Annotated in this window: 20 protein-coding genes; 2 read left to right on the top strand and 18 right to left on the bottom strand. The window is 69.2% G+C overall.

The window, feature by feature from the left end; all coding sequences use genetic code 11:
* Positions 1-5: 5 nt before the first annotated feature.
* From BLR02_RS03580 to BLR02_RS03560, 5 genes are all read right to left on the bottom strand, one after another.
* Positions 6-1,760 (bottom strand): thiamine pyrophosphate-dependent enzyme, encoded by a 1,755-nt coding sequence (locus BLR02_RS03580; protein WP_090660517.1) that lies wholly within the window; start codon positions 1,758-1,760, stop codon positions 6-8.
* A gap of 64 nt (positions 1,761-1,824) precedes the next feature.
* On the bottom strand, positions 1,825-3,417 hold the full coding sequence (locus BLR02_RS03575; RefSeq protein ID WP_090660514.1) for a fatty acyl-CoA synthetase: 1,593 nt from the start codon (positions 3,415-3,417) through the stop codon (positions 1,825-1,827).
* 42 nt (positions 3,418-3,459) lie between these two features.
* Positions 3,460-3,894, bottom strand: coding sequence for an OsmC family protein (locus BLR02_RS03570; protein ID WP_090660509.1), 435 nt, complete (start codon positions 3,892-3,894; stop codon positions 3,460-3,462).
* 61 nt (positions 3,895-3,955) lie between these two features.
* Positions 3,956-4,636: a serine O-acetyltransferase gene (gene cysE / locus BLR02_RS03565; RefSeq protein ID WP_090566830.1), complete on the bottom strand. Its 681-nt coding sequence runs from the start codon at positions 4,634-4,636 to the stop codon at positions 3,956-3,958.
* 9 nt (positions 4,637-4,645) lie between these two features.
* On the bottom strand, positions 4,646-5,677 hold the full coding sequence (locus BLR02_RS03560) for a cysteine synthase A (RefSeq protein WP_090566833.1): 1,032 nt from the start codon (positions 5,675-5,677) through the stop codon (positions 4,646-4,648).
* Between the two features lie 142 nt (positions 5,678-5,819).
* Between BLR02_RS03560 and BLR02_RS29275 the strand changes: the two genes are divergently transcribed.
* Positions 5,820-6,554 carry an ImuA family protein gene (locus BLR02_RS29275; RefSeq protein ID WP_176849357.1) on the top strand — a complete coding sequence of 245 codons (735 nt, stop codon included), beginning with the start codon at positions 5,820-5,822 and terminating at the stop codon, positions 6,552-6,554.
* Between the two features lie 69 nt (positions 6,555-6,623).
* Positions 6,624-7,073 carry a hypothetical protein gene (locus BLR02_RS03550; RefSeq protein ID WP_090660505.1) on the top strand — a complete coding sequence of 150 codons (450 nt, stop codon included), beginning with the start codon at positions 6,624-6,626 and terminating at the stop codon, positions 7,071-7,073.
* A gap of 15 nt (positions 7,074-7,088) precedes the next feature.
* On the opposite strand, the gene BLR02_RS03545 is transcribed toward BLR02_RS03550, so the two are convergent.
* The 13 genes from BLR02_RS03545 to BLR02_RS03485 are packed head-to-tail and all read right to left on the bottom strand — an operon-like array spanning position 7,089 to position 24,173.
* Positions 7,089-8,627, bottom strand: coding sequence for a DHA2 family efflux MFS transporter permease subunit (locus BLR02_RS03545; protein WP_090567077.1), 1,539 nt, complete (start codon positions 8,625-8,627; stop codon positions 7,089-7,091).
* Entirely contained in the window at positions 8,624-9,793 is a 1,170-nt protein-coding gene (locus BLR02_RS03540; RefSeq protein WP_090566842.1) for an HlyD family secretion protein, read from the bottom strand. The genes BLR02_RS03545 and BLR02_RS03540 overlap by 4 nt, the downstream gene beginning before the upstream one ends.
* Before the next feature lie 51 nt (positions 9,794-9,844).
* Entirely contained in the window at positions 9,845-11,794 is a 1,950-nt protein-coding gene (locus BLR02_RS03535) for an acetyl/propionyl/methylcrotonyl-CoA carboxylase subunit alpha (protein WP_090660502.1), read from the bottom strand.
* Entirely contained in the window at positions 11,791-13,398 is a 1,608-nt protein-coding gene (locus BLR02_RS03530; protein ID WP_090660499.1) for a carboxyl transferase domain-containing protein, read from the bottom strand. The genes BLR02_RS03535 and BLR02_RS03530 overlap by 4 nt, the downstream gene beginning before the upstream one ends.
* Positions 13,395-14,570 carry an isovaleryl-CoA dehydrogenase gene (locus tag BLR02_RS03525; protein ID WP_090660496.1) on the bottom strand — a complete coding sequence of 392 codons (1,176 nt, stop codon included), beginning with the start codon at positions 14,568-14,570 and terminating at the stop codon, positions 13,395-13,397. Before BLR02_RS03525 ends, BLR02_RS03530 begins: the two co-directional genes overlap by 4 nt.
* Positions 14,570-16,189, bottom strand: a complete 1,620-nt coding sequence (locus BLR02_RS03520) for an acyl-CoA synthetase (protein WP_090660492.1) — start codon at positions 16,187-16,189, stop codon at positions 14,570-14,572. Before BLR02_RS03520 ends, BLR02_RS03525 begins: the two co-directional genes overlap by 1 nt.
* Positions 16,189-17,394 (bottom strand): phenylacetate--CoA ligase family protein, encoded by a 1,206-nt coding sequence (locus BLR02_RS03515; RefSeq protein ID WP_456303792.1) that lies wholly within the window; start codon positions 17,392-17,394, stop codon positions 16,189-16,191. Before BLR02_RS03515 ends, BLR02_RS03520 begins: the two co-directional genes overlap by 1 nt.
* A complete protein-coding gene (locus tag BLR02_RS03510) occupies positions 17,385-18,182 on the bottom strand; it encodes an ABC transporter ATP-binding protein (protein WP_090566863.1) in 798 nt (265 codons plus the stop codon). Before BLR02_RS03510 ends, BLR02_RS03515 begins: the two co-directional genes overlap by 10 nt.
* 6 nt (positions 18,183-18,188) lie before the next feature.
* The gene (locus BLR02_RS03505) at positions 18,189-19,478 is read right to left on the bottom strand and encodes an ABC transporter substrate-binding protein (RefSeq protein ID WP_090660487.1); all 1,290 of its coding nucleotides are present in this window, start codon (positions 19,476-19,478) and stop codon (positions 18,189-18,191) included.
* A 21-nt stretch (positions 19,479-19,499) separates the two neighbouring features.
* Entirely contained in the window at positions 19,500-20,564 is a 1,065-nt protein-coding gene (locus tag BLR02_RS03500; RefSeq protein WP_090566869.1) for a branched-chain amino acid ABC transporter permease, read from the bottom strand.
* Complete coding sequence (locus BLR02_RS03495) at positions 20,564-21,457, bottom strand: branched-chain amino acid ABC transporter permease (RefSeq protein WP_090660484.1); 894 nt, start codon at positions 21,455-21,457, stop codon at positions 20,564-20,566. The genes BLR02_RS03500 and BLR02_RS03495 overlap by 1 nt, the downstream gene beginning before the upstream one ends.
* Before the next feature lie 5 nt (positions 21,458-21,462).
* Positions 21,463-23,358, bottom strand: coding sequence for an AMP-binding protein (locus BLR02_RS03490; protein WP_090660481.1), 1,896 nt, complete (start codon positions 23,356-23,358; stop codon positions 21,463-21,465).
* The gene (locus BLR02_RS03485) at positions 23,355-24,173 is read right to left on the bottom strand and encodes an ABC transporter ATP-binding protein (protein ID WP_090566878.1); all 819 of its coding nucleotides are present in this window, start codon (positions 24,171-24,173) and stop codon (positions 23,355-23,357) included. Before BLR02_RS03485 ends, BLR02_RS03490 begins: the two co-directional genes overlap by 4 nt.
* Positions 24,174-24,223: the final 50 nt, after the last annotated feature.

Raw genomic sequence — 24,223 nt, 5'->3', positions numbered from 1 at the left:
GCGTCCTACCGCGTCCGCGGCCCGACGCGGCGGGGCGCCGGGACGCGGGCCGGCTGGGCCACCGGCACCTTCGCGGCGGCCTTGCGGGCCTGTTCGCGCAGCTGGGCGATGGTCGAGCGGTTCGTCACCTGTTCCGGGTTGGTCCGCACCTCCACCACCGCGGGCTTGCCGGAGGCGATGGCGCGCTGCACGGCGGGTACCAGCTCCTCAGTCGTCTCCACGATTTCCCCATGTCCGCCGAAGCTGTCGATGAATTTGGCGAAGTCCGGGTTGGTCAGCGTGGTGGCGGAGACGCGGCCGGGATAGTGCCGTTCCTGATGCATGCGGATGGTGCCGTACATCTGGTTGTTGAAGACCAGGATGATCGGGTTGACCGCGTGATGGAAGGCGGTTGCGATCTCCTGCCCCGTCATCAGGAAGCCACCATCGCCGACGAAGGAGATGACGGTCCGCTCCGGATGCACGATCTTGGCGCCGATCGCCGCCGGAACGCTGTAGCCCATCGCGCCGTTGGTCGGGCCGAGGAAGTCCTGGCCCTCCGTCAGATGCATGAAGCGGGTCGGCCAGGTGGCGAAATTGCCGGCATCGGTGGTGAAGATGGTATCGGGCGGCAGCGCCTTCTCGAGCTCCTGCAGCGCAATGGCGAGGTTCAGGGGGCCGTCATAGCTTCCCGGCCTGGCCTGTGCCTCGCGGGCCGCGCGCAGCTCGGCGCGCCAGCCGGCCCAGGCGGGGTTGGCGATCGGCCTGGTCGCCTTGGCGGCGGCAGCGAAGGCGTTCATGTCGGCGGTGATGCCGAGCGCCGGCCGATAGACCCGGCCGATCTCGGACTGGTCGGGATAGGCATGGATGATGGGCGTGCCGCCCGCCATGTCGAACAGGGTGTAGCCCTGGGACACCGTCTCGCCGATACGGGTGCCGATGGCGAGGAAAAGGTCGCATTCGCGCACCTTGGCGACCAGCGTGGCATCCGCGCCGACGCCGAGGTCGCCGACATAATGGGGCGAGGTGTTGTCGAATAGCCCCTGGCGGCGGAAGCTCACGGCGACGGGGATGTCGTTGGCCTGGAGGAAGTCGCGGATATCGGCGCGGCCTTCGGCGCTCCAGCAGGCACCGCCGCCGAGCACGGCGAGCGGGCGCTTGGCTTCGGCCAGCATCGCCATCATGCGCTCCATTGCGGCCGGAGCGGGATGCGGCGGCGCGACCATGGCGGGGCCGATATCCGGCACCGCCACCATCTCCTTCTGCATCTCTTCCGAGATGGCGACGACGACGGGGCCCGGGCGGCCGCTGGTGGCGACGTCGAAGGCATGCGCCATCAGCTCGGGGATGCGGGCCGCGTCGTCGATCTGCGTCACCCATTTGGCGAGCGGGGCGAACATCTTGCGGTAGTCGACCTCCTGGAAGCTCTCCCGGTCGGTCTCCTCGAAGGGAATCTGGCCGATCAGCAGCACCAGCGGCGTGCTGTCCTGGAAGGCGACATGCACGCCGATGGCGGCATGGCAGGCGCCGGGGCCGCGCGTGACGATGGCGACTCCCGGCTTGCCGGTGAGCTTGCCATAGGCCTCCGCCATATGGACCGCGCCCGCCTCGAAGCGGCAGGTGACGAGCTGGATGCGGTTGCGCTGCGCGTAAAGTCCGTCGAGCAGGTCGAGATAACTCTCGCCCGGAACGCAGAAGGCGTGGCTGACGCCCTGCGCCACCAACGCATCGGCCAGGATGTGCCCGCCGAGCCGCGCCTCGGTCCGCCTTGCCTGCGTCATGCCTGTTGTCTCCATCCCCTTGGGTCCTTGCGTGGCGGGACCATAGCGAGGCCCCGCGCCGCCGTCACCCTGCGCCGAGCGCGCCACTCGCCGTACCGGCATAGAGCTGCCGCAGTTCCCGCTTCAGCAGCTTGCCGGCGGTGTTCTTCGGCAGCGAGTCGGCGATGATGATGCGCTTCGGCAGCTTGTAGGGCGCCAGCAGGCTGCGGGCATGGGCGAGCAGCACGGCCTCCACATCGGGCGGCGGATCGGCGCGGAGGACGACGACGGCGGCAACCGCTTCGATCCATTTCGGATCCGGCACTGCGATGACGGCAACCTCGGCGACGGCGGGATGGGTGAAGAGCGCTTCCTCCACCTCGCGGCTGGCGACCAGCACGCCGCCAGTGTTGATCAGGTCCTTGGTGCGATCGACGATGGCGAGGTAGCCCTCCTCATCGATCGTCGCCACGTCGCCACTGTGGAACCAGCCGCCCTCGAAGGCGCGGGCCGTTTCTTCCGGCATGTTCCAGTACCCGAGCAGCAATTGGGGCGAGCGGTGGACGACCTCCCCGCGCTCGCCGGGGGCTACGTCGCGCATGTCGGGGTCGACCACCCGGGTCTCGACATTCAGGACAGGGCGGCCGATCGAGCCGGGCCGGGCCTCATGCTCCTCCGGCCGCAGGACGGTAGCGAGGGGTGCGATCTCGGTCTGGCCATAGCAATTGTAGGGCCGGGCGCCGGGCAGCCGGGCACGCAGCTCCTGCAGCACGGGCACGGGCATGATGCTCGCGCCGTAATAGACCTTCTGCAGGCAGGCAAGGTCGCGCCGGCCGAAATCGGGATGCTGCAGCAGGGTGATCCAGACGGTCGGCGGCGCGAAGAAGGCGGTGATGCGCTCGCGCTCGATGAGTTCGAGGCAGGTGGCGGCGACGGGCGCGTCGATCAGCAGGGTCGGGATGCCGGCCAGCATCTGCGGCATGGTGAAGGCGTGCATCTGCGCCGTGTGATAGAGCGGCAGGGCGGCAAGCGCGCGGTCCTCCCGCGCCATCTCCAGCTCGATGATGCAGGTCGCGTATTCGGCGAGAAGGCCGCGATGCGACATCATGGCGCCCTTCGGCGCGCCGGTGGTGCCGGAGGTGTACATGATCTGGACGAGGTCCTCGTCGCGCACCGCCTCGCCCAGCGGCTCCGCCGAATCCCAGGCCGGGTCGAGCGCGGCGGCGAGTATGTCGATCTCCCCTGCCCCGGCCCCTGTCCCGGCATCGATGGTGCCGCCCTGCACGCCGGGTACGGCGGCGCGGGCAGCCTCCGCCACCTCGGCGAGCGCCGGCTGATGCAGCAGCAGCGCGGCACCCGACTGGCGGAGGACGTATTCCACCTCTTTCGGAGTCAGCGCGAAATTGATCGGCACATGGACGAGGCCGGCGCGCGCGCAGCCGAGCCAGAGCAGGAGGTAGGCATCGGAGTTGCGCCCATAGGCGACGACGCGGTCGCCAGGCGCAAGGCCCGCGGCAAGCAGGCGGCGCCCAACGCGGCCCGCCGCCTGGTATAGACCCGCATAGCTCCAACTCCGCCCGGCATAGCGGAGTGCGGGCCGATTGCGGAAACGGCCCGCAGCGCGCGCGAGCGCATCGCCGATGGTGTTGCGCCTGGCGCGCGCGCCTGTCTCGCTCATGACGTTCTCCCCGTCTTTGCCGGGGAGTGTAGCCGCTGGCGGCTAGGACTCCAGCGTCGCATCCAGCGTGATGGTGGCGTTCAGCACCTTCGAGACCGGGCAGCCGGCCTTGGCTGCGTCGGCAAGCTTGCTGAACTCCTCCTGTGACAGGCCAGGCACCTTGGCCTTCAGGGTGAGCGCGACGGCGGCGATCTTCCAGCCCGCGCCCTCCTGCTCCAGGGAGACCTTGGCGGCGGTGTCGAGCGCCTCCGGGACATGGCCCGCGCCGGAGAGCTGGAAGGCGAGCGCCATGGTGAAGCAGCCCGCATGCGCGGCGGCGATCAGCTCCTCCGGGTTGGTGCCGGGGCCATTCTCGAAGCGGGTCTTGAAGCCGTACTGGCTGTCCTTCAGCACGCCGGACTGGGTCGTGAGGCTACCGGTACCGTCCTTCCCGCCGCCCTGCCAATGCGCGTTGGCGCTGCGATGGATGCTGGCCATGGCTCTCTCCTGTGCTTGTTGCGACGACTGAGATGGGACGCGGCCGTGCCGCTTCCAGTCGTTACTCCGCAGCAGGCAGCGGCTCGGCCTGCTGCCGGCCGCGCAGCATGGCCATCTCATTGCGCAGCATTGCAACCTCGGCGCGCAGTTCGGCCAGTTCCTCGCCCACCGGGTCACAGGGTGCTTCCGCCAGGCCGTAGCCAGGGCTCGGCGCACGGCGGGGGGTCAGCACCCGGAATTCCTGCGGCGGGCGAGCGGGGATGCCGACCACCGTCTCACCAGCCGGCACTTCGGCGACCACCACGGCATTGGCGCCGATACGCGCATTGTCGCCGATGCGGATGGGGCCGAGCACCTGGGCACCGGCGCCGATCGCAACGCCATTGCCGATCGTCGGGTGGCGCTTGCCGGGCTGGCCGGACAGGCCGCCGAGCGTCACGCCGTGATAGACCAGCACATCATCGCCGATCTCCGCCGTCTCGCCGATGACGACGCCCATGCCATGGTCGATGAAGAGCCGCCGGCCGATGGTGGCGCCGGGATGGATCTCGATGCCGGTGATGAAGCGGCTGGTGTGCGAGATGGCACGCGCCAGGGCGCGCAGGCCCATCCGGTAGAAGCCATGCGCGAGGCGGTGCATCAGCACCGCATGCAGGCCGGCATAGCAGGTGACGGCCTCGATCCAGGTCGGCCGCGCCGGATCGCGGGCGCGGATGGTGCGAGCAAGTTCGAGGATTTCCATGGACCGTCCCTATTCGAGCCAGGTTGGCACCGGCAGTCCGCGCTCGCGGAGAAACGCCGGGTTGAAGATCTTGCTTTGATACCGCGCTCCCCCGTCACAAAGGATAGTGACGATGGTGTGACCCGGCCCCATCTGCCGCGCCACGGCGATCGCCGCCGCGACATTGACGCCGGCAGACCCGCCAACGGAAAGACCCTCATGCAGTTGCAGGTCATAGACCTGCTCCAGCGCGACCGGATCGGCGACCTGCACGGCATCGTCGATGAGGGCGCGGCCCTGCTCGAGATTGCCCGGCACGGTGGAGGCCTGGCCGATGCCTTCGGTCACGGAATTGCCCTCGGCCTTCACCTCGCCGGTCTTGATCCAGCTGTAGAGGCCGCTGCCCATCGGGTCGGCGAGGATGATGCGCAGATCGGGCTTACTGGCCTTCAGTGCGCGGGCGACGCCGGCCAGCGTGCCCCCGGTGCCGCAGGCGCAGGTGAAGGCGTCGATGCGGCCCCCGGTCTGCGCCCAGATCTCGGGGCCAGTGGTTTCCTCATGCGCCGCGGCATTGGCGAGGTTGCCGAACTGGTTCGCCCAGACCACGCGCTCACCCTGTGCTGCCAGCTCCTCGGCGATGCGGCGGGAGGTGTGCACGTAGTGGCCGGGGTCGCGATAGGGCTTCGGCGGGATCAGGCGAAGATCGGCGCCGATCATGCGGAGGAAGTCGAGCTTCTCCTTCGACTGCGTCTCCGGCACGACGATGATCGAGCGGTAGCCGCGGGCATTGGCGACGAGCGTAAGGCCGATGCCGGTATTGCCCGCCGTCCCTTCCACGACGATGCCCGGCTGTCCGGGGATCAGCTGCCCGCGCCTCTCCGCATCCTCGATGATGCCGAGGCCGGCGCGGTCCTTCACGCTGCCGCCGGGCTGCATGAATTCGGCCTTGCCGAGGATCTCGCAGCCGGTTGCCGCGCTGGCACGGCGGAGGCGGATGAGGGGCGTGTTGCCGATGGCACCGGCGAGGCCTTCTACGATTCGAGCGGGCGGCGGAACGCTCATGATAAATCCGTCTCCTGGCATTTGGCTGATCTGCGCCCGGCGGCGGGACGGATTCAAGGGGGCTGGCGATATTGCGATCTCGCACCGTCTGCTGGGCCTTGACCGCGAGGCGCCGGGAGTCAGAACATAAGACGAACCCAGCATGACCCATCCTCCCGACGACGCCCAGGCCCCCATGGACCGGCTTGCCCTGCGGGCAGCCCTGCAGGCCCGGCATGCGCGGCAGGGCGGAGCACCCCAGGGCGATCTGTCCCTGTGCCCGGAGATCGATGCGGCACTGCCCGGTGGGGGCCTGCCGCGCGCGGCGCTGCATGACGTTCTGGGGGCCGAGTCCGCGCCGTCGGCCGAGTTTGCGGCCCTGCTGCTGGCCCGCGCTGCCGGGCCCGTGGGAGGCAGCGTGCTCTGGGTCACCGATGGGGCGGCACCCATGGGCCTCGCGCGCTTCGGGCTGATGCCGCGCGAGCTTGTCCTGGTGCGTGCGGAACGGCTGGCGGATGCGCTCTGGGCCATGGAGGAGGGCCTCGGCGGCGGAGTCGCGGGCGCCGTGCTGCAGATCGCGGATGATCCTGGCCCGGCGGCCCTGCGGCGCCTGCAACAGGCGGCGGGTGCGGGCAGCGCCCTGGGGTTGCTGCTGCGCGCCGATGACGCTGGCAGCGAGTCGGGCGCCGTCACCCGCTGGCGGGTCGGCGGCGGCACCGCAGGACTCGGCGATCCGCGCTGGCGGCTGGAACTGCTGCGCTGCCGCGGTGGGCGCCCTGGCCAATGGGACGTGGTGTGGCGCGCTGCAGCCGAGCAGCTGGAAGTCGAGGAGTCCGAGTTGGAGGTCCTGCCCGTCCGGCATCGTGGCCGGGTGCGCCAGGGCTGCACGATGAGGTGATCGCCAATCGCCTATTTGCGAATGGTTCTCAGTTGCGATAGCCTCCGCGCATCCGCCGGAGAGACCGACATGGCGACACATGGCCTTCCCGCCTGGCCCTGGGCCGATACCGAGACCGAGGCACTGCCGCCCGCCGAGGCGCTGTTGCTGGAGGGGATGCGACGCTGGGCACTGGCCGCCCGCACCGGGGCACCAACCCTCGCCGCCATGCGGCTGCCCTTCATTGTCGAGGATGCCCAGGCGGCGCTGCGCCCGCTGGACGCGCTGATGCGAGCGGTGAGCGCCAATGGCATGCCGGGCATCGCCTGCCCGCTCTGCCCCCGAGCCACGCCGAGCGAGGCCGAACTGCTGCTCGCCCTCGCCCTGGCGCAGCGCGGCTGCCGCAGCCAGGCCCTTGGCCTGCTGCTCCGCTACCTGCCGCCGGCCGCCGCCTATACGGCGATGCCGGAGGCGCTGCATGTCGGCGTTGCCCTGCGGGCCGCCGGGCTGCTGCTGCGGAATCCGCTGCGCATGCGCTGAGGATGGCGGGGCCGCTCAGTGGCCTCCGCCGGGCCCCGATCGGGGTCGCGAAACGATGGCGACGCAGGGGATGGCGATGAGGAAGAGCATCGCCATCAGCACCAGCACGTCGTTATAGGCGAGGATCAATGCCTCCCGCTGCACCAACCCCTGCAGGCGCCGCAGTGCGACCAGGTCAGCGGGCAGGTCCGGCTGGACCAGGGCGATGCGGCTGGCCAGGTTGTCGAGCCAGGGCTGCACGTTCGGCCGCGCCCAGCCGACCCCTTCCGCCAGATGCTGGCGATGCGCCGCGCCGCGCCAGGTGACGATGCTGTTGATCGCCGCGAGCCCGACCGCGCCGCCGAGGTTGCGCATCAGGTTGTAGAGCGCCGCGGCATTCTTGATCTCGGCGGGTGGCAGGGTGCCGAAGGCGATCTGGTTGATCGGCATGAACATGAAGATCAGCGCCGTGCCGCGCAGGCCAAGCGGCACGGCCATCTCCCAGAAGCCACTGAGCGCGGTGAGCTGCGCGATCCAGAGGCATGACACCATGAACAGGAGCATGCCGAGCACCAGCAGCAGCCGCATGTCCATCAGCCGGGCCAGCCGCCCGGCGATCGGTGCCGACAGGAACATGCAGAGGCCGGTGATGAAGAGCGTCTCGCCGATCTGCATCGAATCGTAGCCCCGGACGCGGGCGAAGAAGAGCGGCAGCACATAGACCAGGCCGAAGAGCCCGACGCCGACGATGCAGCTGAGCACGCAGCCCATCAGGAAATTCCGGTTGCGGAAGGCACGCAGCTCGATGATCGGCTCGGGCCGCGTGAAGGCGCGCCAGAGGAACAAGGCACCGCAGAGCGCGCAGAGCATGGCGAGCTCGGTGATCTCCCGGTCGTCGAACCAGCCCCAGCGCGGCCCCTCCTCCATGACGTATTCGGCCGAGCCGAGGAAGCCGGCCATGAAGAGAAGCCCCCACCAGTCGAAGCGGGCGAGCAGGCCGGGCTCCGGCCGGTCGATGTCGAGGGTGAGCCAGACGGTGATGCCGACCACGGCGCCGATCGGCAGGTTGATCAGGAACAGCCAGTGCCAGGACAGCGCCTGGGTCAGCCAGCCGCCGAGGCTCGGCCCGATGGTCGGGGCGAGCGTCGCCGTGAGGCTGATGAGCACGCTGATCTTCACCCGGTTGGCACCGGGGTAGAGCAGGAAGCTCGTCGAGAAGCAGACCGGGATCATCGCCCCGCCGGTGAAGCCCTGCAGCGCGCGGGCGATGACCATGGCGGGCAGGCTGTCGGCCAGGGCGCAGGCGGCGGAGAAGATGGTGAAGCCGGCGCAGGACAGGGTGAAGAGCAGCCGGCTGGAGATGGCCCGCGAGAGAAAGCCCGAAAGCGGGATCATGACGATCTCCGCGATCAGGTAGCTCGTCTGGATCCAGCTTGCCTCGTCCGGCGCGGCCGAGAGCCCGGCCTGCACCTCGGCCAGCGAGGCGGAGACGATCTGGATGTCGAGGATCGCCATGAAGAGCCCGACCACGGTGGCCGCGAAGCCGATGCGGTGGCGGAGGCTCGGGCCGGTCATGGCGTGCCGCGCCACGCCCCCCAGCGCGCCGCAGCCGCGGACCATAGGCCGCGCGGGGCGGTCGGGTCCTCCCGCGTATCCACCTCCGCGGCCACCGACAGGCCGGGGCGGAGCAGGTCGAGCTTCGCCGCCTCCTCGCCATCGAGCACCAGCCGCACGGGGACGCGCTGGACGATCTTGGTGAAGTTGCCGGTGGCATTCTCCGGCGGCAGCAGGCTGAACAGGGCGCCCGTGGCGGGGGCGAGGCTGTCGACCCGGCCATGCAGCTCGAGGCCCGGCATGGCATCCACCCGCAGCCGGACCGGCTGGCCCGGGCGGAAGCGCGGCAGTTGGGTTTCCTTGAAATTGGCCGTTACCCATTGCCGCTCCGGCGGCGGGGCCACGGCGATGAGCTGCTGCCCGGTGCGGACGAAATGCCCGAGCTGCGCCGCACGATTGCCGACGATGCCGTCGAAGGGCGCACGGATGATGGTGTTGGCCAGATCGATGCGGGCCCGCTCGGCGGCGGCTGCCATGCCGTCCCGCCGGGCCTCCTGCTGGGCCTGCATCGCCTCGAGCACGTCGAGCTGTTGCCGGGCGACGCTCAGCTGGGCCAGGGCGGCCGCCACGGCGGAGTCGGCCTTGCGCTGATCGGCCACGGCACGCTCATTGGCCTGCCGGCTGGTCCAGCCCGCGCCGACCAGCTCGCCGGTGCGGCGGGCATCGGCCAGGGCGCGAACCTGCTCGGCGCGGGCCTGTTCCAGCTGGGCCTCGGCGCTTTCGATCTGGGCGCGCTGCTGGGCCAGTTGCTGGCGGTTGGTCGCCATGGCGGCCGTGGCCTCGGCAAGCGAGGCCTCCGCCTCCGCCAGCCGGGCGCGCCAGAGCGCCCCATCGAGCTCGATGAGCGGGTCACCGGCGGCGACGCGCTGATGGTCCACTACGCGGATGGCGGCGACATGCCCCTCGATCCGCGCCGCCAGGACCGCGATGTCACCCTGGAGATAGGCGTTGTCGGTCGATTCCAGCCAGCGGCCTACCATCAGCCACCAATTGGCCGCGAGCCCAAGGCCGAGCAGTATCAGGAGGAGCAGCGGCCAGCGCAGCCAGCGGAACAGCCTGCGCCGCCGGGTGGGTCGCGGCGTCGTGCCGGCCGGTGTTCCGAGCCTGGTCTCGCTGAGGACGTTCATCCCAATCCGGATAGGGTTCCCGTGTCACGAGAACCCCAATCCGGCGCGAGGTCAATCGGCGGCGGCCAGGGTGACCAGCTCGGCTCCTTCCTCCACGCTGTCGCCGGGCGCGCAGCCGATATGGGCCACGATCCCGTCCGCCGGGGCGCTGATGCGGAGCTCGGTCTTCATCGCCTCGATGACAGCGAGGACCTGGCCGCGCGTGACGGCATCCCCCTCGCTGACCAGCACCTGGACGACACGGCCGGGGATCGGGGAGGACAGGCGCCCCTGCCCCGCCGTCTCGCCGCCGGCCGGGGCATAGGGGTCGAGGTGCCGCAGGGTCCATTCGCCCTCCGGCAACAGGACCTGCACGGCATCACCGTCGCGGAGGACGGTGATGCGATGGGCAATACCATCCACCACCACCTGCAGGGCGCCATCCGGAAGGCGGTGGCCGGCCAGGTTGAACTCACCCTGCCAGCCGGCACCCGTCCGGGTGAGGCGGAGGCGATGGCTCGTCTCCCCCTCCGCCAGGAGCAGCAGGCGCGAGCCGGCGCCTTGCAGCCGCCAGCCATCCTGCCTGTCCCAGGGGCTCCGCTGGGTGGCCCCGGAGGGGAGCAGCGCATCCAGCGCGGCCGCGGCCAGGGCGAGCCGCGGCGCCGGGCCTGCGGGTGGCTGCAGCGCGGCGGCATGGCGCAGGATGAAGCCGGTATCGAGTTCCGCCGCCTGCATGGCCGGGTGAGTGGAGAGGCGCGTCAGGAAGCCCAGATTGCTGGTGATTCCGGCCACCCGGCACTCCGCCAGCGCCGCCGAGAGCCGGGCGAGCGCCGCCTGCCGGTTCGGCCCCCAGGCGACCAGCTTGGCGATCATCGGGTCGTAATGCGGGGTGATGGCGTCCCCCTCGACGACACCACTCTCGATCCGCAGATCGGCGGCCGGCGCGGGAAGGTGGAACTGCCGCAGCGGCCCGATCGAGGGGCGGAAGTCCTGGGCGGGATCCTCGGCGTAGAGGCGCACCTCCACGCTATGGCCATGCGGTGCGGGCGCCTCCGCGAGCGGCAGCGACTCGCCGGCGGCGATGCGGAGCTGCCATTCGACGAGGTCGAGGCCAGTCACCATCTCCGTCACCGGATGCTCGACCTGGAGCCGGGTATTCATCTCCATGAAGAAGGCATCGTCGCCCTCGACGATGAACTCCACCGTGCCGGCCGAGACATAGCCAACGGCGCGAGCCGCCGCGATGGCGGCCTCGTGGAGCCGGGCGCGGAGCGCGGGCGGCAGGTCGGGGGCCGGTGCCTCCTCCAGCACCTTCTGGTGACGGCGCTGGACCGAGCAGTCGCGGGTATGGAGATGGATGGTGTTGCCGTGGCTGTCGGCGAAGACCTGCACCTCGACATGCCGGGGCCGTTGCAGGTAGCGCTCGAGCAGCACGCGATCATCGCCGAAGGCGGCCTTGGCCTCGCGCCGGGCACCGGCGAGTTCCGCGGCGAAATCCCCGGCCCGCAGCACCGGCCGCATGCCCTTGCCGCCGCCGCCGGCGCTGGCCTTGATCAGCACGGGGAAGCCGATGCGCGCGGCCTCGGCGGCCAGGCGTTCCTCCTCCTGCGCTTCGCCATGGTAGCCGGGGACGATGGGGACGCCGGCCGCCTCCATCAGCCGCTTCGACTCGGCCTTGCTGCCCATGGCACGGATGGCCGAGGGCGGCGGGCCGACGAAGCGGATGCCCGCCGCGGCGCAGGCCTCGGCGAATTCGGCATTCTCGGAGAGGAAGCCATAGCCGGGATGGATGGCCTCCGCCCCGCCCGCCCTGGCGGCGGCGAGGATGCGATCGGTGCGGAGGTAGCTGTCCGCTGCCCGTGCGCCGCCGATCGGGTGGGCCTCATCGGCCTGGAGGACATGCTGGGCCCCGGCATCGGCCTCGGAGAAGACGGCGATGCTGCGGATGCCCATGCGGCGGGCGGTGCGGATGATGCGGCAGGCGATCTCGCCGCGATTGGCGATGAGGAGGGTACGGATCACATGCGGAACACGCCGAAGCGTGTCTCCCCGATCGGCGCGTTGCAGGCGGCGGCGAGGCCGAGGCCGAGCACGTCCCGCGTCAGGGCCGGGTCGATGATGCCATCGTCCCAGAGGCGGGCCGTGGCGTAATAGGGCGAGCCCTGCGCCTCGTACTGGGCGCGGATGGGCGACTTGAAGGCGTCCTCCTCCTCGGCGGACCAGTTTCCGCCCTTCGCCTCGATATTGTCGCGGCGGAGGGTGGCGAGGACGCTCGCGGCCTGCTCCCCGCCCATGACGCTGATGCGGCTGTTCGGCCAGGTGAAGAGCAGGCGCGGCGAATAGGCGCGGCCACACATGCCGTAATTGCCGGCGCCGAAGCTGCCGCCGATGAGGACGGTGAATTTCGGCACGGCGGCGGTGGCGACGGCGGTGACGAGCTTGGCGCCATCCTTGGCGATGCCGCCGGTCTCGTATTTCCGTCCGACCATGAAGCCGGCGATGTTCTGCAGGAAGAGCAGCGGGATGCCGCGCTGGCAGCACAGCTCGATGAAATGCGCGCCCTTCTGCGCCGACTCCGAGAAGAGGATGCCGTTGTTGGCGAGGATGCCGACGGGGTGCCCCCAGATGCGGGCGAAGCCGCAGACGAGCGTCGTGCCGTAGCGGGCCTTGAATTCGTCGAGTTCCGAGCCGTCGACGATGCGGGCGATGACTTCCCGCACGTCATAGGGCTGGCGCACATCCTGCGGGATGATGCCGTGCAACTCGGCCGGATCGTAGCGCGGCGCCACCGGCGCGGCGAGATCCAGCCTCGCCTCCCTCCGCCGGTTCAGCCGGCCGAGGATGCGGCGCGCCAGGCCCAGCGCATGCATGTCGTCCAGCGCGAAATGGTCGGCGACGCCGGAGAGGCGGGTATGCACATCGGCACCGCCGAGATCCTCCGCGGTCACCACCTCGCCGGTCGCCGCCTTCACCAGCGGTGGGCCGCCGAGGAAGATCGTGCCCTGTTCCTTGACGATGACCGCCTCGTCGCACATCGCCGGCACATAGGCGCCGCCGGCGGTGCAACTGCCCATCACCACCGCGATCTGCGGGATGCCGAGGGCCGACATATTGGCCTGGTTGTAGAAGATACGGCCGAAATGCTCGCGGTCGGGGAAGATCTCGTCCTGGTTCGGCAGGTTGGCGCCGCCGCTATCGACCAGATACACGCAGGGCAGATGGTTCTGCAGCGCGATCTCCTGCGCGCGCAGATGCTTCTTCACCGTGACCGGGTAGTAGCTGCCGCCTTTCACCGTGGCGTCGTTGGCGACGATGACGCATTCCTGCCCGGAGACGCGGCCGATGCCGGTGAGGATGCCGCCGGCCGGCACATCCCCGCCATACATGCCATGGGCGGCAAGCGGCGAAAGCTCGAGGAAGGGCGCGCCGGGATCGAGCAGCCGCTCCACGCGCTCGCGCGGCAGAAGCTTGCCGCGGGAGGCATGGCGCTGCCGGGCAGCCTCGGGCCCGCCCTGCGCCGCCTGCGCGGTGCGGTCGGCGAGATCCGCCAGAAGGCCGCGCATGGCTTCCGCATTGGCGCGGAATTCGGCGCCGCGGGTGTCGATGGAGGAGGCGAGGATGCTCATGCGGTCTCGCGGAACAGCTCGCGGCCAATCAGCATGCGGCGGATCTCGCTGGTGCCGGCGCCGATTTCATAGAGCTTGGCATCGCGCAGCAGCCTCCCCGTCGGCGTCTCGTTGATATAGCCCATGCCGCCCAGGATCTGGATGGCATCGAGGGCGATGCGCGTTGCCGCCTCCGCGGCGTAGAGGATGGCGCCGGCGGCGTCCTTCCGCGTGGTCTGGCCGCGGTCGCAGGACCGCGCCACGGCATAGACATAGGCGCGGCAGGCATTCAGGGCGGTGTACATGTCGGCGACCTTGCCCTGGATGAGCTGGAACTCGCCGATCGGCTGGCCGAACTGCTTCCGCTCATGGATATAGGGCACGACCACGTCGAGCGCCGCCTGCATGATGCCGAGCGGGCCGGCGGCGAGCACGGCGCGTTCGTAGTCGAGGCCGGACATCAGGACCCGCACGCCCTCGTTCAGCCGGCCGAGGATGTTCTCCTCCGGCACCTCGCAATCCTCGAAGACCAGTTCCGATGTGGGCGAGCCGCGCATGCCGAGCTTGTCGAGCTTCTGCGCCGGACGGAAGCCCTTGAAGCCCTTCTCGATCAGGAAGGCAGTGATGCCGCGCGGCCCGGCCTCCGGATCGGTCTTGGCATAGACCACCAGCGTCTCGGCGTAATGCGCATTGGTGATCCAGAGCTTGGTGCCGTTCAAGACGTAGCGGTCGCCGCGCCTGTCGGCACGGAGGCGCATGGAGACCACGTCGCTGCCCGCACCTGGCTCGCTCATCGCCAGTGCGCCCAGATGCTCGCCGCTGATGAGCTTCGGCAGATAGCGGCGCTTCTGGTCTTCGTTGCCGTTACGGCTGATCTGGTTGACGCAGAGATTGGAATGCGCGCCGTAGGACAGGCCGACCGAGGCGCTGGCCCGGCTCACCTCCTCCATCGCCACGCAATGGGCGAGGTAGCCCATATTGGCGCCGCCATGCTCCTCGCTGGCGGTGATGCCGTGCAGGCCGAGCGCGCCCATCTCGGGCCAGAGGTAGCGAGGGAATTCATCGGTGCGGTCGATCTCGGCGGCGATGGGCGCGATGCGGCTCTCGGCGAAGCCACGCACGCTGTCGCGCAGCGCGTCGATCTCCTCGCCGAGCCCATGGTCCAGGCTCGGGATGGTGACATTGGCGGGCATCAGCCCCCTCCCTCGGTCAAGCGGCCCCGCAGGACGCCCCGCATCACCTTGCCGGTGGCGGTCAGCGGCAGCGCATCGGTGAAATGGACCCGGCGTGGATAGACATGAGCCGCGAGCCGTTGCTTCACATGATCCTGCAGGCGGCGCGCGAGATCCTCATCGGCGATGACGCCAGGCGCCGGGACGATGACGGCGGTGACAGCCTCCGTCCGCAGCGGGTCCGGAAGGCCGATGACGGCGGCCATGGCGACAGCGGGATGCGCCGCCAGGCAATCCTCGATCTCGCCCGGGCCGATGCGGTAGCCGGCCGAGGTGATGACATCGTCGTCGCGGCCGACGAAGCGGAACCAACCATCATCGTCCTGCTCGCCCTGGTCGCCGGTCAGCAGCCAGTCGCCGGCGAATTTGGCGGCCGTTGCCTCCGGCTTGTTCCAGTAGCCGAGGAACATCACCGGGTCTGGCCGACGGATCGCGATGGTGCCCTGCTGCCCGGGCTGCAGCGCCTGGCCCGCCGCATCGACCACGGCAACCTCATGGCCCGGCACGGCGCGCCCCATCCAGCCCGGACGCGGCGGCATGAGGGTGGCGCAGGAGGAGATGACGAGGTTGCATTCGGTCTGGCCATAGAATTCATTGATGGTGCAGCCGAATGCGGCGCGGCCCCAGTCGAGCAGTTCAGTGCCCAGGGTTTCACCGCCGCTGCCGATGCTGCGCGGCCGCGCACCGAACCGCGCCGCATCCGGCACCATGCGGAGCATCTTCAGCGCCGTGGGCGGCAGGAAGGCGTTGCGCACGCCATGCTCCGCCATGAGGCGAAGGGCGAATTCCGGGTCGAATTTTGCCATGCGATGCGCCAGCACCGGCACGCCATGAAAGAGGCTCGGCAGCAGCACATCGAAGAGGCCGCCGATCCAGGCCCAATCCGCAGGTGTCCAGAACAGGTCGCCCGGCTGCGGGAAGAGATCCTGCGGCATCTCGACGCCTGGCAGATGACCCAGCAGCACGCGGTGCGCGTGCAGCGCCCCTTTCGGCGCACCGGTTGTGCCGGAGGTATAGATGATGACGGCGGGATCGTCGGCCGCCGTGTCGCAGGGGGTGAAGGCATCGCTGGCGCGCGCCATCTCGGCCCGCAGGTCGAGCGCCCCCTGCCCTGCCCCGTCCGCACTCAGCACCAGGCGGAGAGCGGGCAGATCGAGGCCGGCGAGCTTCGCCAGCCCGACCGCATCCGTCACCAGCGCCGCCGCGCCGCAATCTCGCAGGCGGTACTCCAGCGCCTGTTCCTGGAAGAGCTGGAACAAGGGCACTGCGATGGCGCCGAGCTTGTAGATCGCCAGATGCGCCAGCGCCGCTTCAGGAACTTGCGGCAGCAGCACCCCGACCCGATCGCCGGGGCCGATGCCACGCGCAGCCAGGAGATTGGCGAGGCGGTTGCTCTCGGCGCGGAGCGTATCGAAAGTGATGCGCTGCAGCCCGCCATCGGTGCGGAGATGGATCAGCGCCGTGCGGCCCGAGCCATCGGCCCAGCGGTCACAACAGGCGACGCCGATGTTGAAACGCTCCGGCACCTGCCAGCGGAAACCCTGGCGGATGGCTTCGTAGCTCTCGCCGTGGGGCAGCATCAGCCGGGCACCGGACGGGTGTCGTCGATGACCTTGCCGTCATTCGGCAAGGTCCCCGGCGGCACGCATTCGACCACCCCACGCAGCTTGGTCGCGGATTGCAGCGCCTCGGCCAGCGCCTGCGCCGCCCCGGTCGGTGCTTCCGCGCGCAGCAGCATGACATCACGCTCGCCATCAAGGGAGATCACCAGCCTCGCCTTGGCGGCGGAGGGCACGGCGCGCAGGGCCGCCGCCACCTGTTCCGGCCGCACGAACATGCCACGCACCTTGGCGGCCTGGTCGGCCCGCCCCATCCAGCCGCGGATGCGCCGGTTGGTCCGGCCGCAGGGCGAGGTTCCGGGAAGGATGGCCGAGAGATCGCCGGTGGCGAAGCGGATCAGCGGGTGGTGCGGGTTGAGGGTGGTGACGACGACCTCCCCGACCTCGCCATCGGCCACCGGGTCCCCGGTGCCGGGCCGGACGATCTCGACGACCACGCCCTCGTCGATGATGAGGCCTTCGCGTGCCTCGCTCTCATAGGCAACGAGGCCGAGATCGGCCGTGCCGTAGCTCTGCAGCACGGTCAGGCCGCGTTCGGCATACCAGGCACGCAGGCTCGGCAGGTAGGCGCCGCCGGTGACATGCCCGAGCGTCAGGGAGGAAAGGTCGAGGCCCATGGCCTCGCCGCGCTCCAGGATCGTCTTCAGGAAATCCGGCGTGCCGCTGTAGCAGCGCGGGCGGAGCTGCGCCGCCGCCTGGGCCTGCAACTCCGTATTGCCGGTGCCGGCCGGAAAGACGGGGCATCCGAGTGCACGGGCGCCGCCTTCGAGCATGCTGCCCGCCGGCGTGAAGTGGTAGGCGAAGCAGTTGTGCAGCAGATCCCCGGCCCGGAGGCCGGTCGCATGCAGGGCCCGGGCATAGCGCCAGTAATCCGGCACCGCGGCCTCCGGCTCGTAGATCGGCCCCGGCGAGGCGAAGACGCGCGCCAGCTGCCCGAAGGGCGTGGCGACGACGCCGCCGAATGGCGGGCTGGCCACCTGCTGGGCCAGCAGCTCCGACTTCCGGGTCACCGGAAGCCTGGCCAGGGGGCCGTCCGGCAGCGTCGCGTAATGCGGCGCCGTGGCGCGGGCATGGGCCAGCTGCCGCGCCAGGGCCGCTGCCTGCGCCGCTTCCCGCTCATCCGCGCTGCGGGTCTCGAGCGTGTCGAAATGCTCCGTCACAGCCACCGTTTCCGCCGCTTGTAGGATTTCAGGTTCTTGAAGCTCTTCCGCTCGGCACCGTGGCCGCCGAGGTAGAATTCCTTCACATCCTCATTGTTGGCCAGCGCCTCGGCCGTGCCATCGAGCACGACCTTGCCCTGTTCCATCACATAGGCATAGCTCGCGACGGACAGGGCCATGCGCGCATTCTGCTCGACCAGCAGGATGGTGATGCCGAGTTCCTCATTCAGGCGCCGGATGATGCCGAAGACCTCCTTCACCAGCAGCGGCGAAAGGCCCATCGAGGGCTCATCCATCAGGATGAGCTTCGGCCGCGCCATCAGCGCGCGACCGATCGCCAGCATCTGCTGCTCGCCGCCGGACAGGTAGCCGGCGAGGCCGGTACGCTCCCGCAGCCGCGGGAAATAACCATAGACCCGTTCGATATCGGATTTGACCTCGCCATCGGAACGGGTGAAGGCGCCGAGGCGGAGATTCTCGAGGCAGGTCATGTCGGCGATGATGCGGCGGCCCTCCATGACCTGGAAGATGCCGCGGCGGACGATCAGATGCGGGTCGATGCCGTCGATCCGCTCGCCGCCGAAGCGGATCTCACCCCGCGTGACCTCGCCCTCCTCCGTGCGGAGAAGGCCGGAGATCGCCTTCAGTGTTGTCGACTTGCCGGCCCCGTTGGCACCGAGCAGCGCGACGATCTTGCCCTGCGGCACCGTCAGCGACAGGCCACGCAGCACGAGGATGACGTCGTTGTAGACGACCTCGATATTGTTGACCTGGAGCAGCGGTGCCGCCTCCATGGCCGCCTACCAGCCGAGGGTTTCGCGGGTGCGCGGCAGCTCCACCACCGTCACCGGCTGCAGCTTCATCGTTCCGCTCTGCATCAGCTCGGCGACGCTCCCCTGGCTGGTGTCGCCGGTGACGACGGCGCGGTAGAGGCCGACCCGCAACGTGCCGCGGTGGTCCTCGGCGGTGAAGGTCGACGGGTTGCAGACGCCTTCGAAGCCCTTCGGCACCCAGCCCTGCCGGGCGTAGAAGCCGTTGCGGATCCGCTCGCCCGTCAGCTCGCCGCCACTGGCCGAGGCGGTGTCCATCGCTTCCACCATCAGCATGGCGGCGCAGGCACCGGCCATGTAGTGGACGGGGCGGTAGGCATTGCCGGAAGCATCCGAGATGCGGCTGATCTGGCGGAGCGTCGCCATGCCGGGCGCGTCCTGCCCCCAGACGACGGCGGTGCGCACCGGGAAGACGACGCCATTGGCCGCGGCGCCGGCCGCCTTCATCGCATTCTCGTCCATGCCCCAGACATTGCCGAGGAACTGGACATTGACGCCCGCCGTCTGGCAGGCCCGCAGGACGGAGATGTTGGAGCCCGCGGTGTTGCCGAGATAGGCGTAGTTGGCGCCCTGGCTCTTCAGCGTCAGGCATTGCGCGGTGTAGTCGCCCGGCGTGAGCGCGAAGACGATGGCGGGCAGCACCTCGAAGCCGAGCTCGGCGGCAAGCGCCTCGCCGGCGGCCTTCGGCGAGTTCGGATAGGGGTGGTTGCCGCCCATATGGACGTATTTGGGCTTGCCCTGCCCGCCGCGTGTCTTCCAGTCCTCCGCCGCCCAGCGCAGCATGGCGCGCAACCCGTCGGAATAGGAGGGGCCGTAAAAGAAATTATAGGGCGCCGGCTCGACTCCCTGCCGGCCGGACTTGCCGCCCGCATCGGTCAGCGCCGCGGAGTAGGAGCCGGAGACGAAGGGGATGCGGTCGCGCGTGACGAAGCGCACCAGCGCTTCGGTATCAGCCGTGCCCCAGCCCTGGATGGCCACCACGCGATCGCGGTTCCAGGCCTGGTACTGGCTGACCGCGCGTGGCGCCTGGTAGCCGTAGTCGAAGCCGAGCACGTTGAGCGGCCGCCCGCCGATGCCGTTGCGGCTTGCATTCACCCAGGCGAGCGTATCAGCGACGCCCTGGCCATAGGGCACGCCGACATCGCTGGTGGCGCCGGAGTTGTCCATCAGATGCCCGACCGGGATGCGCTGCTGCGCCGCCGCCGGAGCGATGATGGCCGCGGTGGCAGCCAGCCCGAGCAGGGTCTTCCTTGGCGTCATTGCTTCCCCCTTTGTGTTTGTTCAGTGCGAATACGGGTAGAGCTTCCAGTAGGACTTGATGAGGCGCCAGCGCCTGGCCAGCCCATCAGGCTCGAAGATCAGGAAGAGGATGATGGCGGCACCGACCGCCATCTCCCGCAGGAAGGAGATGGAGGCGCCGAGCTTCAGCGCGCGATCGATGGCGCTGCCGGAGAGCAGGTCGGCGCCGGCCTGCACCACCTCCGGCAGGATCACCATGAAGGCCGAACCCATCAGGCTGCCCATGACGCTGCCAAGGCCGCCGATGATGACCATGCCGAGGAATTGGATGGAGAAGAGGATGTTGAAGGCCTCGACGCTCACGAAGAGCAGGTAGTGCGCGTAGAGCGCCCCGCCGATGCCGGCATAGAGCGAGGCGATGCCGAAAGAGAGCGTGCGGTAATAGGCGAGGTTGATGCCCATCACCTCGGCGCTGAGATAATGGTCCCTGACCGCGATCAGCGCCCGGCCATCGCGCGTCCGCATCAGGTTGGCCGCCGCGAGATACATCACGACGACATAGGCAATGACGACGTAGAGGTAGCTTTCCTCCCGGTCCGCCACCCAGCCGCCGAGCGAGAACGGCTCCGTGATGCGGCCGGCGACGCCGCCGGTGAACCACTGGGCGCGGGCGAAGAAGTCCTCGAGGATGAACTGGGCGGCGAGCGTCGCAATGGCGAGGTAGAGCCCCTTGAGCCGCCCGGCGGGCGCGCCGAAGACCAGGCCGACCAGCGCCGTCATGACCCCGGCGAGCGGGATGCAGAGCGCGACCGGGATGTGCCAGCGCTCATGCAGCCAGGCGGAGGCGAAGGCGCCGAAGCCGAAGAAGGCGGCATGGCCGATGCTGATCTGGCCGGTGAAGCCGACCAGGATGTTCAGCCCGAGCGCAGCGATGCCGAGGGTGCCGATATTGATCAGCAGCCCGAGTTCGTAGCGCCCGAGGAAAAGCGGTGCGGTGCAGAGCAGGGCCAGGCCGAGCAGCATGGCGAGGCGGCTGTTCCGCGTCGGGAAGATCGTCATGTCCTCCCGGTAGCTGCTGCGGTAGTCGCCGGCCGGTGCGAGGTCCATCAGACGCGCTCGATATTCTTGGTGCCGAACAACCCATAGGGCTTGATCAGCAGGATGATGATCAGGGCGTAGAAGGGCGCGATGGTCACCATGTTGCCCCAGTTGAGCCACTCGGCATCGAGATACTGCGCCCAGTTCTCCAGCACGCCGACGATCAGCCCACCGAGAACCGCGCCGATGACGCTGTCGAGCCCGCCAAGGATCACGGCCGGGAAGACCTTGATGCCGTAGAAGGAAAGCGCCGAGGACACCCCGTTGACCACACCGACCACGACGCCGGCGACGGCAGAGACCACGGCCGAGATCGCCCAGGACATGGCGAAGACCTTCGGCACCGAGATGCCGAGCGATTGCGCCACCTGCTGGTCGAAGGCCGTCGCCCGCATGGCGAGGCCGTGCTTCGAGGCGGTGAAGAACCAGGCGAAGCCCGCCATGATCAGCACCGAGATGCCGAGCGACATGAGGTAGACCGTCTGCACCTCGAGCCCGAGCAGGTTGACGCGCTCGGTGCTGAAGATCGGCGGGAAGGGCTTGGCGAAGACGCCGAAGATCCACTTCATCAGTGCCTGGAAGAAGATGCCGAGGCCGATCGTCGCCATGATGACGCTGATGACCGGCTCGCCAATCAGTGGCCTGAGAACGACCACCTGCAGGATCATGCCGAACAGTGTCATGAAGGCCAGGGTGAGGAGGAAGCCCGCCCAGAAGGGCAGCTGCCATTCGGTCAGCATCCACCAGCAGACCCAGGCGCCGACCAGCAGGAATTCGCCCTGGGCGAAGTTCACGACCTGGCTGGCCTTGTAGATGAGCACGAAGCTCATCGCGACGACGCCGTAGAGGGCGCCGACGATCAGGCCGTTCAGGGTGAGTTGCAGCAGCAGCGTCCAGTCCATGGGCCCTACTCCGCGGCCTGGGCCAGGGCCGGCTCGCGCATCGAGACCACATGAAGCGTGGTGCGGATGCGCTGAGTGGTCCCGTCCTGGAAGGCGATGGTGGTATCCACCGGAATGGCCGGCTCGCCCGCATAGATGGCGTCGATGATGGTGCCGTATTTGCGGTTGATGACGCCTCGGCGGACCTTGCGTGTCCGCGTCAGCTCCTCGTCATCGGCATCCAGCTCCTTGTAGAGCAGGATGAAGTCGCGGATGCGCTGCGGCTCCGGCAAGGTCATGTTCACCCGGGCGACCTCGGCGCGCAGCAGGCCGAGCACCTGCTCCCGTGCGGCGAGGTCGGTATAGGTGGTGAAGGCGATGCGGTTGCGCTCCGCCCATTTGGAGACGATGGGGAAGCGGATGCAGATCATCGCCGCGAGATGCGGCTTGCCGTCGCCGAGCACGACGGCCTCTGCGACATAGGGGCTGAATTTCAGCTTGTTCTCGATGTATTGCGGGCTGAAGCGGTCGCCATGGCTGGTGGTGGCGATGTCCTTGATCCGGTCGATCACGACCAGATGGCCGGATTTGTCGAAGTAGCCGGCATCGCCTGTATGCATCCAGCCGTCACGGATATCGCCGGTCTCGGCGAGGCCGAAATAGCCGCTGAACATGTTGGGGTGGCGGGTGACGATCTCGCCGACGCCGTTATGGTCCGGCTGGTCGATCCGCATCTCGATGGTCTCGTCGAAGCGGACGCCGACCGTGTCGAAATTCACATCCTCCGGCCGGTGCAGCGTATAGGCACCCAGCAATTCGGTCTGGCCATAGAGCTGGCGGAGTGGCACGCCCATGGCGAGGAAGAAGCGGAAGGTGTCCGGCCCCAGCGCCGCGCCGCCGGTCGCGGCGGAGCGCAGGTTGGTGAAGCCAAGCCGGTCCCGCAGCGCACGAAAAAGCAGCTGGTTCGCGGCGGCGGAGCGCTTGCCCCGCTCCAGAGCCGCCAGGCCACGCTGCATGCCGAGCTCGAACATGCGCCGCTTGAGCGGCGAGGCGTCCATCACCTTGGCCCGTACCTCGGCGGCGATCTGCTCCCACAGGCGGGGCGCGAAGAGGACGAAGCTCGGGCCGATCTCACGGAAATCGGCCATCATCGTCTCGGGCTCCTCGACGAAGTTGACCTTCATCCGGGCGATGAGGCCCCAGCCGAGAACATAGATCTGCTCCATGATCCAGGGCAGCGGCAGGACGGAGACGTATTCGTCCTGGGGCCCCTTCGGATCGGCCTTGAGGTAGCTCTCGCAATGCCGCACCAGCGCACCGCCACGGAGCATGGCGAGCTTCGGCCGGGCGGTGGTGCCTGAGGTGGTGCAGAGGATGGCGATGTCCTCGCCGCGCGTCGCCTCCACCAGCCGCTCATAGGCGGCCGCATCCTCGGCATGGGCGGCCTCGCCGAGGCGGACCAGCTCGGCCGCCGGCAACAGACGCGGGTCGGCGTGCTTCCGCATGCCGCGAGGGTCGGAGTAGATGATGTGGCGCAGCGCCGGCGCACGGTCGCCCATGCCGAGAAGCTTGTCCACCTGCTCCTCATCCTCGGCGATCACCGCCCTGGCGCCGCTATGCTCGAGGAGATAGGCCACCTCGTCGTCCAGCGCGTCGCGGTAGATGCCGAGCGAGCGGGCGCCGATCGCATGGGTTGCGATCTCGCCCATGACCCAGTCGGGCCGGTTGTCGCCGATGAGGCCCACGACATCGCCGGCGCCGAGGCCAAGGCTCTTCAAACCAAGGGCGAAGGCGCGGGTGCGGCCATGGTACTCGGCCCAGGTGAAGGCGCGCCAGATGCCGAACTGCTTCTCCCGCAGCGCCACCTCGCCGCCATGCTCGCGGGCGTTGCGGGAGAGGAGCTTGGGGAGGGTATCGGTCATGGCGCCAGCGCTTCCTCCGGCTCGCTCACCACCTCGTCCGCCTCGCCGAGGTAGGCGCGTCTCACATGCGGGTCGGCGAGCACGGCCTCGGGCGTCCCCTCGGCGATCTTCTTGCCGAAATCGAGCACCATGACCCGGTGGGAGATATCCATTACCACGCCCATGTCGTGCTCGATCATCAGCACGGTCATGCCCCATTCCTCGTTGAGGTCGAGGATGTAGCGGGCCATGTCCTCCTTCTCCTCGAGATTCATCCCGGCCATGGGCTCGTCGAGCAGGATGAGTTTCGGGCGGAGCGCGATGGCGCGTGCCAGTTCCACCCGCTTGCGCAGGCCGTAGGAGAGCGTGCCGGCCGGCGCCTTCCGCACATGCTGGATCTCGAGGAAGTCGATGATCTCCTCGACCTCGCGCCGGTGCGCGATCTCCTCCCGCTGCGCGCCGCCGAACCAATAAGCCATGCCGGAGAGGAAGCCGTGCCGCATCAGGTGGTGCCGCCCGACCATGATGTTGTCGAGCACCGTCATGTGGCCGAACAGCGCCAGATTCTGGAAGGTACGGCCGATGCCGATGGCGGCGCGCCGGCGCGTCGGCATGCGGGTGATGTCGGCGCCATCGAAGCGGATGCGGCCGGATGTCGGGCGGTAGCGGCCAGAGATGCAGTTGACCATGGAGGTCTTGCCGGCGCCGTTCGGCCCGATGATCGAGAAGACCTCGCCGGCCTTGACCTCGAAGGAGACATCGGTCAGGGCGCGCACGCCGCCGAACCGCAATGTCACCCCATCGGCGGCGAGGATCGTCGCGCCGGGCTCAGCCATGATACAGGCGATGAGGCGCAGATGCGGCCACGATCGATCCCTCCCCGGCG

The sequence above is a fragment of the Belnapia rosea genome, assembly GCF_900101615.1.
GTDB classification, from domain to species: Bacteria; Pseudomonadota; Alphaproteobacteria; order Acetobacterales; family Acetobacteraceae; genus Belnapia; species Belnapia rosea.
The sequence above is the reverse complement of the archived record's forward strand: the minus strand, read 5'-3'. Positions and strand labels throughout refer to the sequence as shown.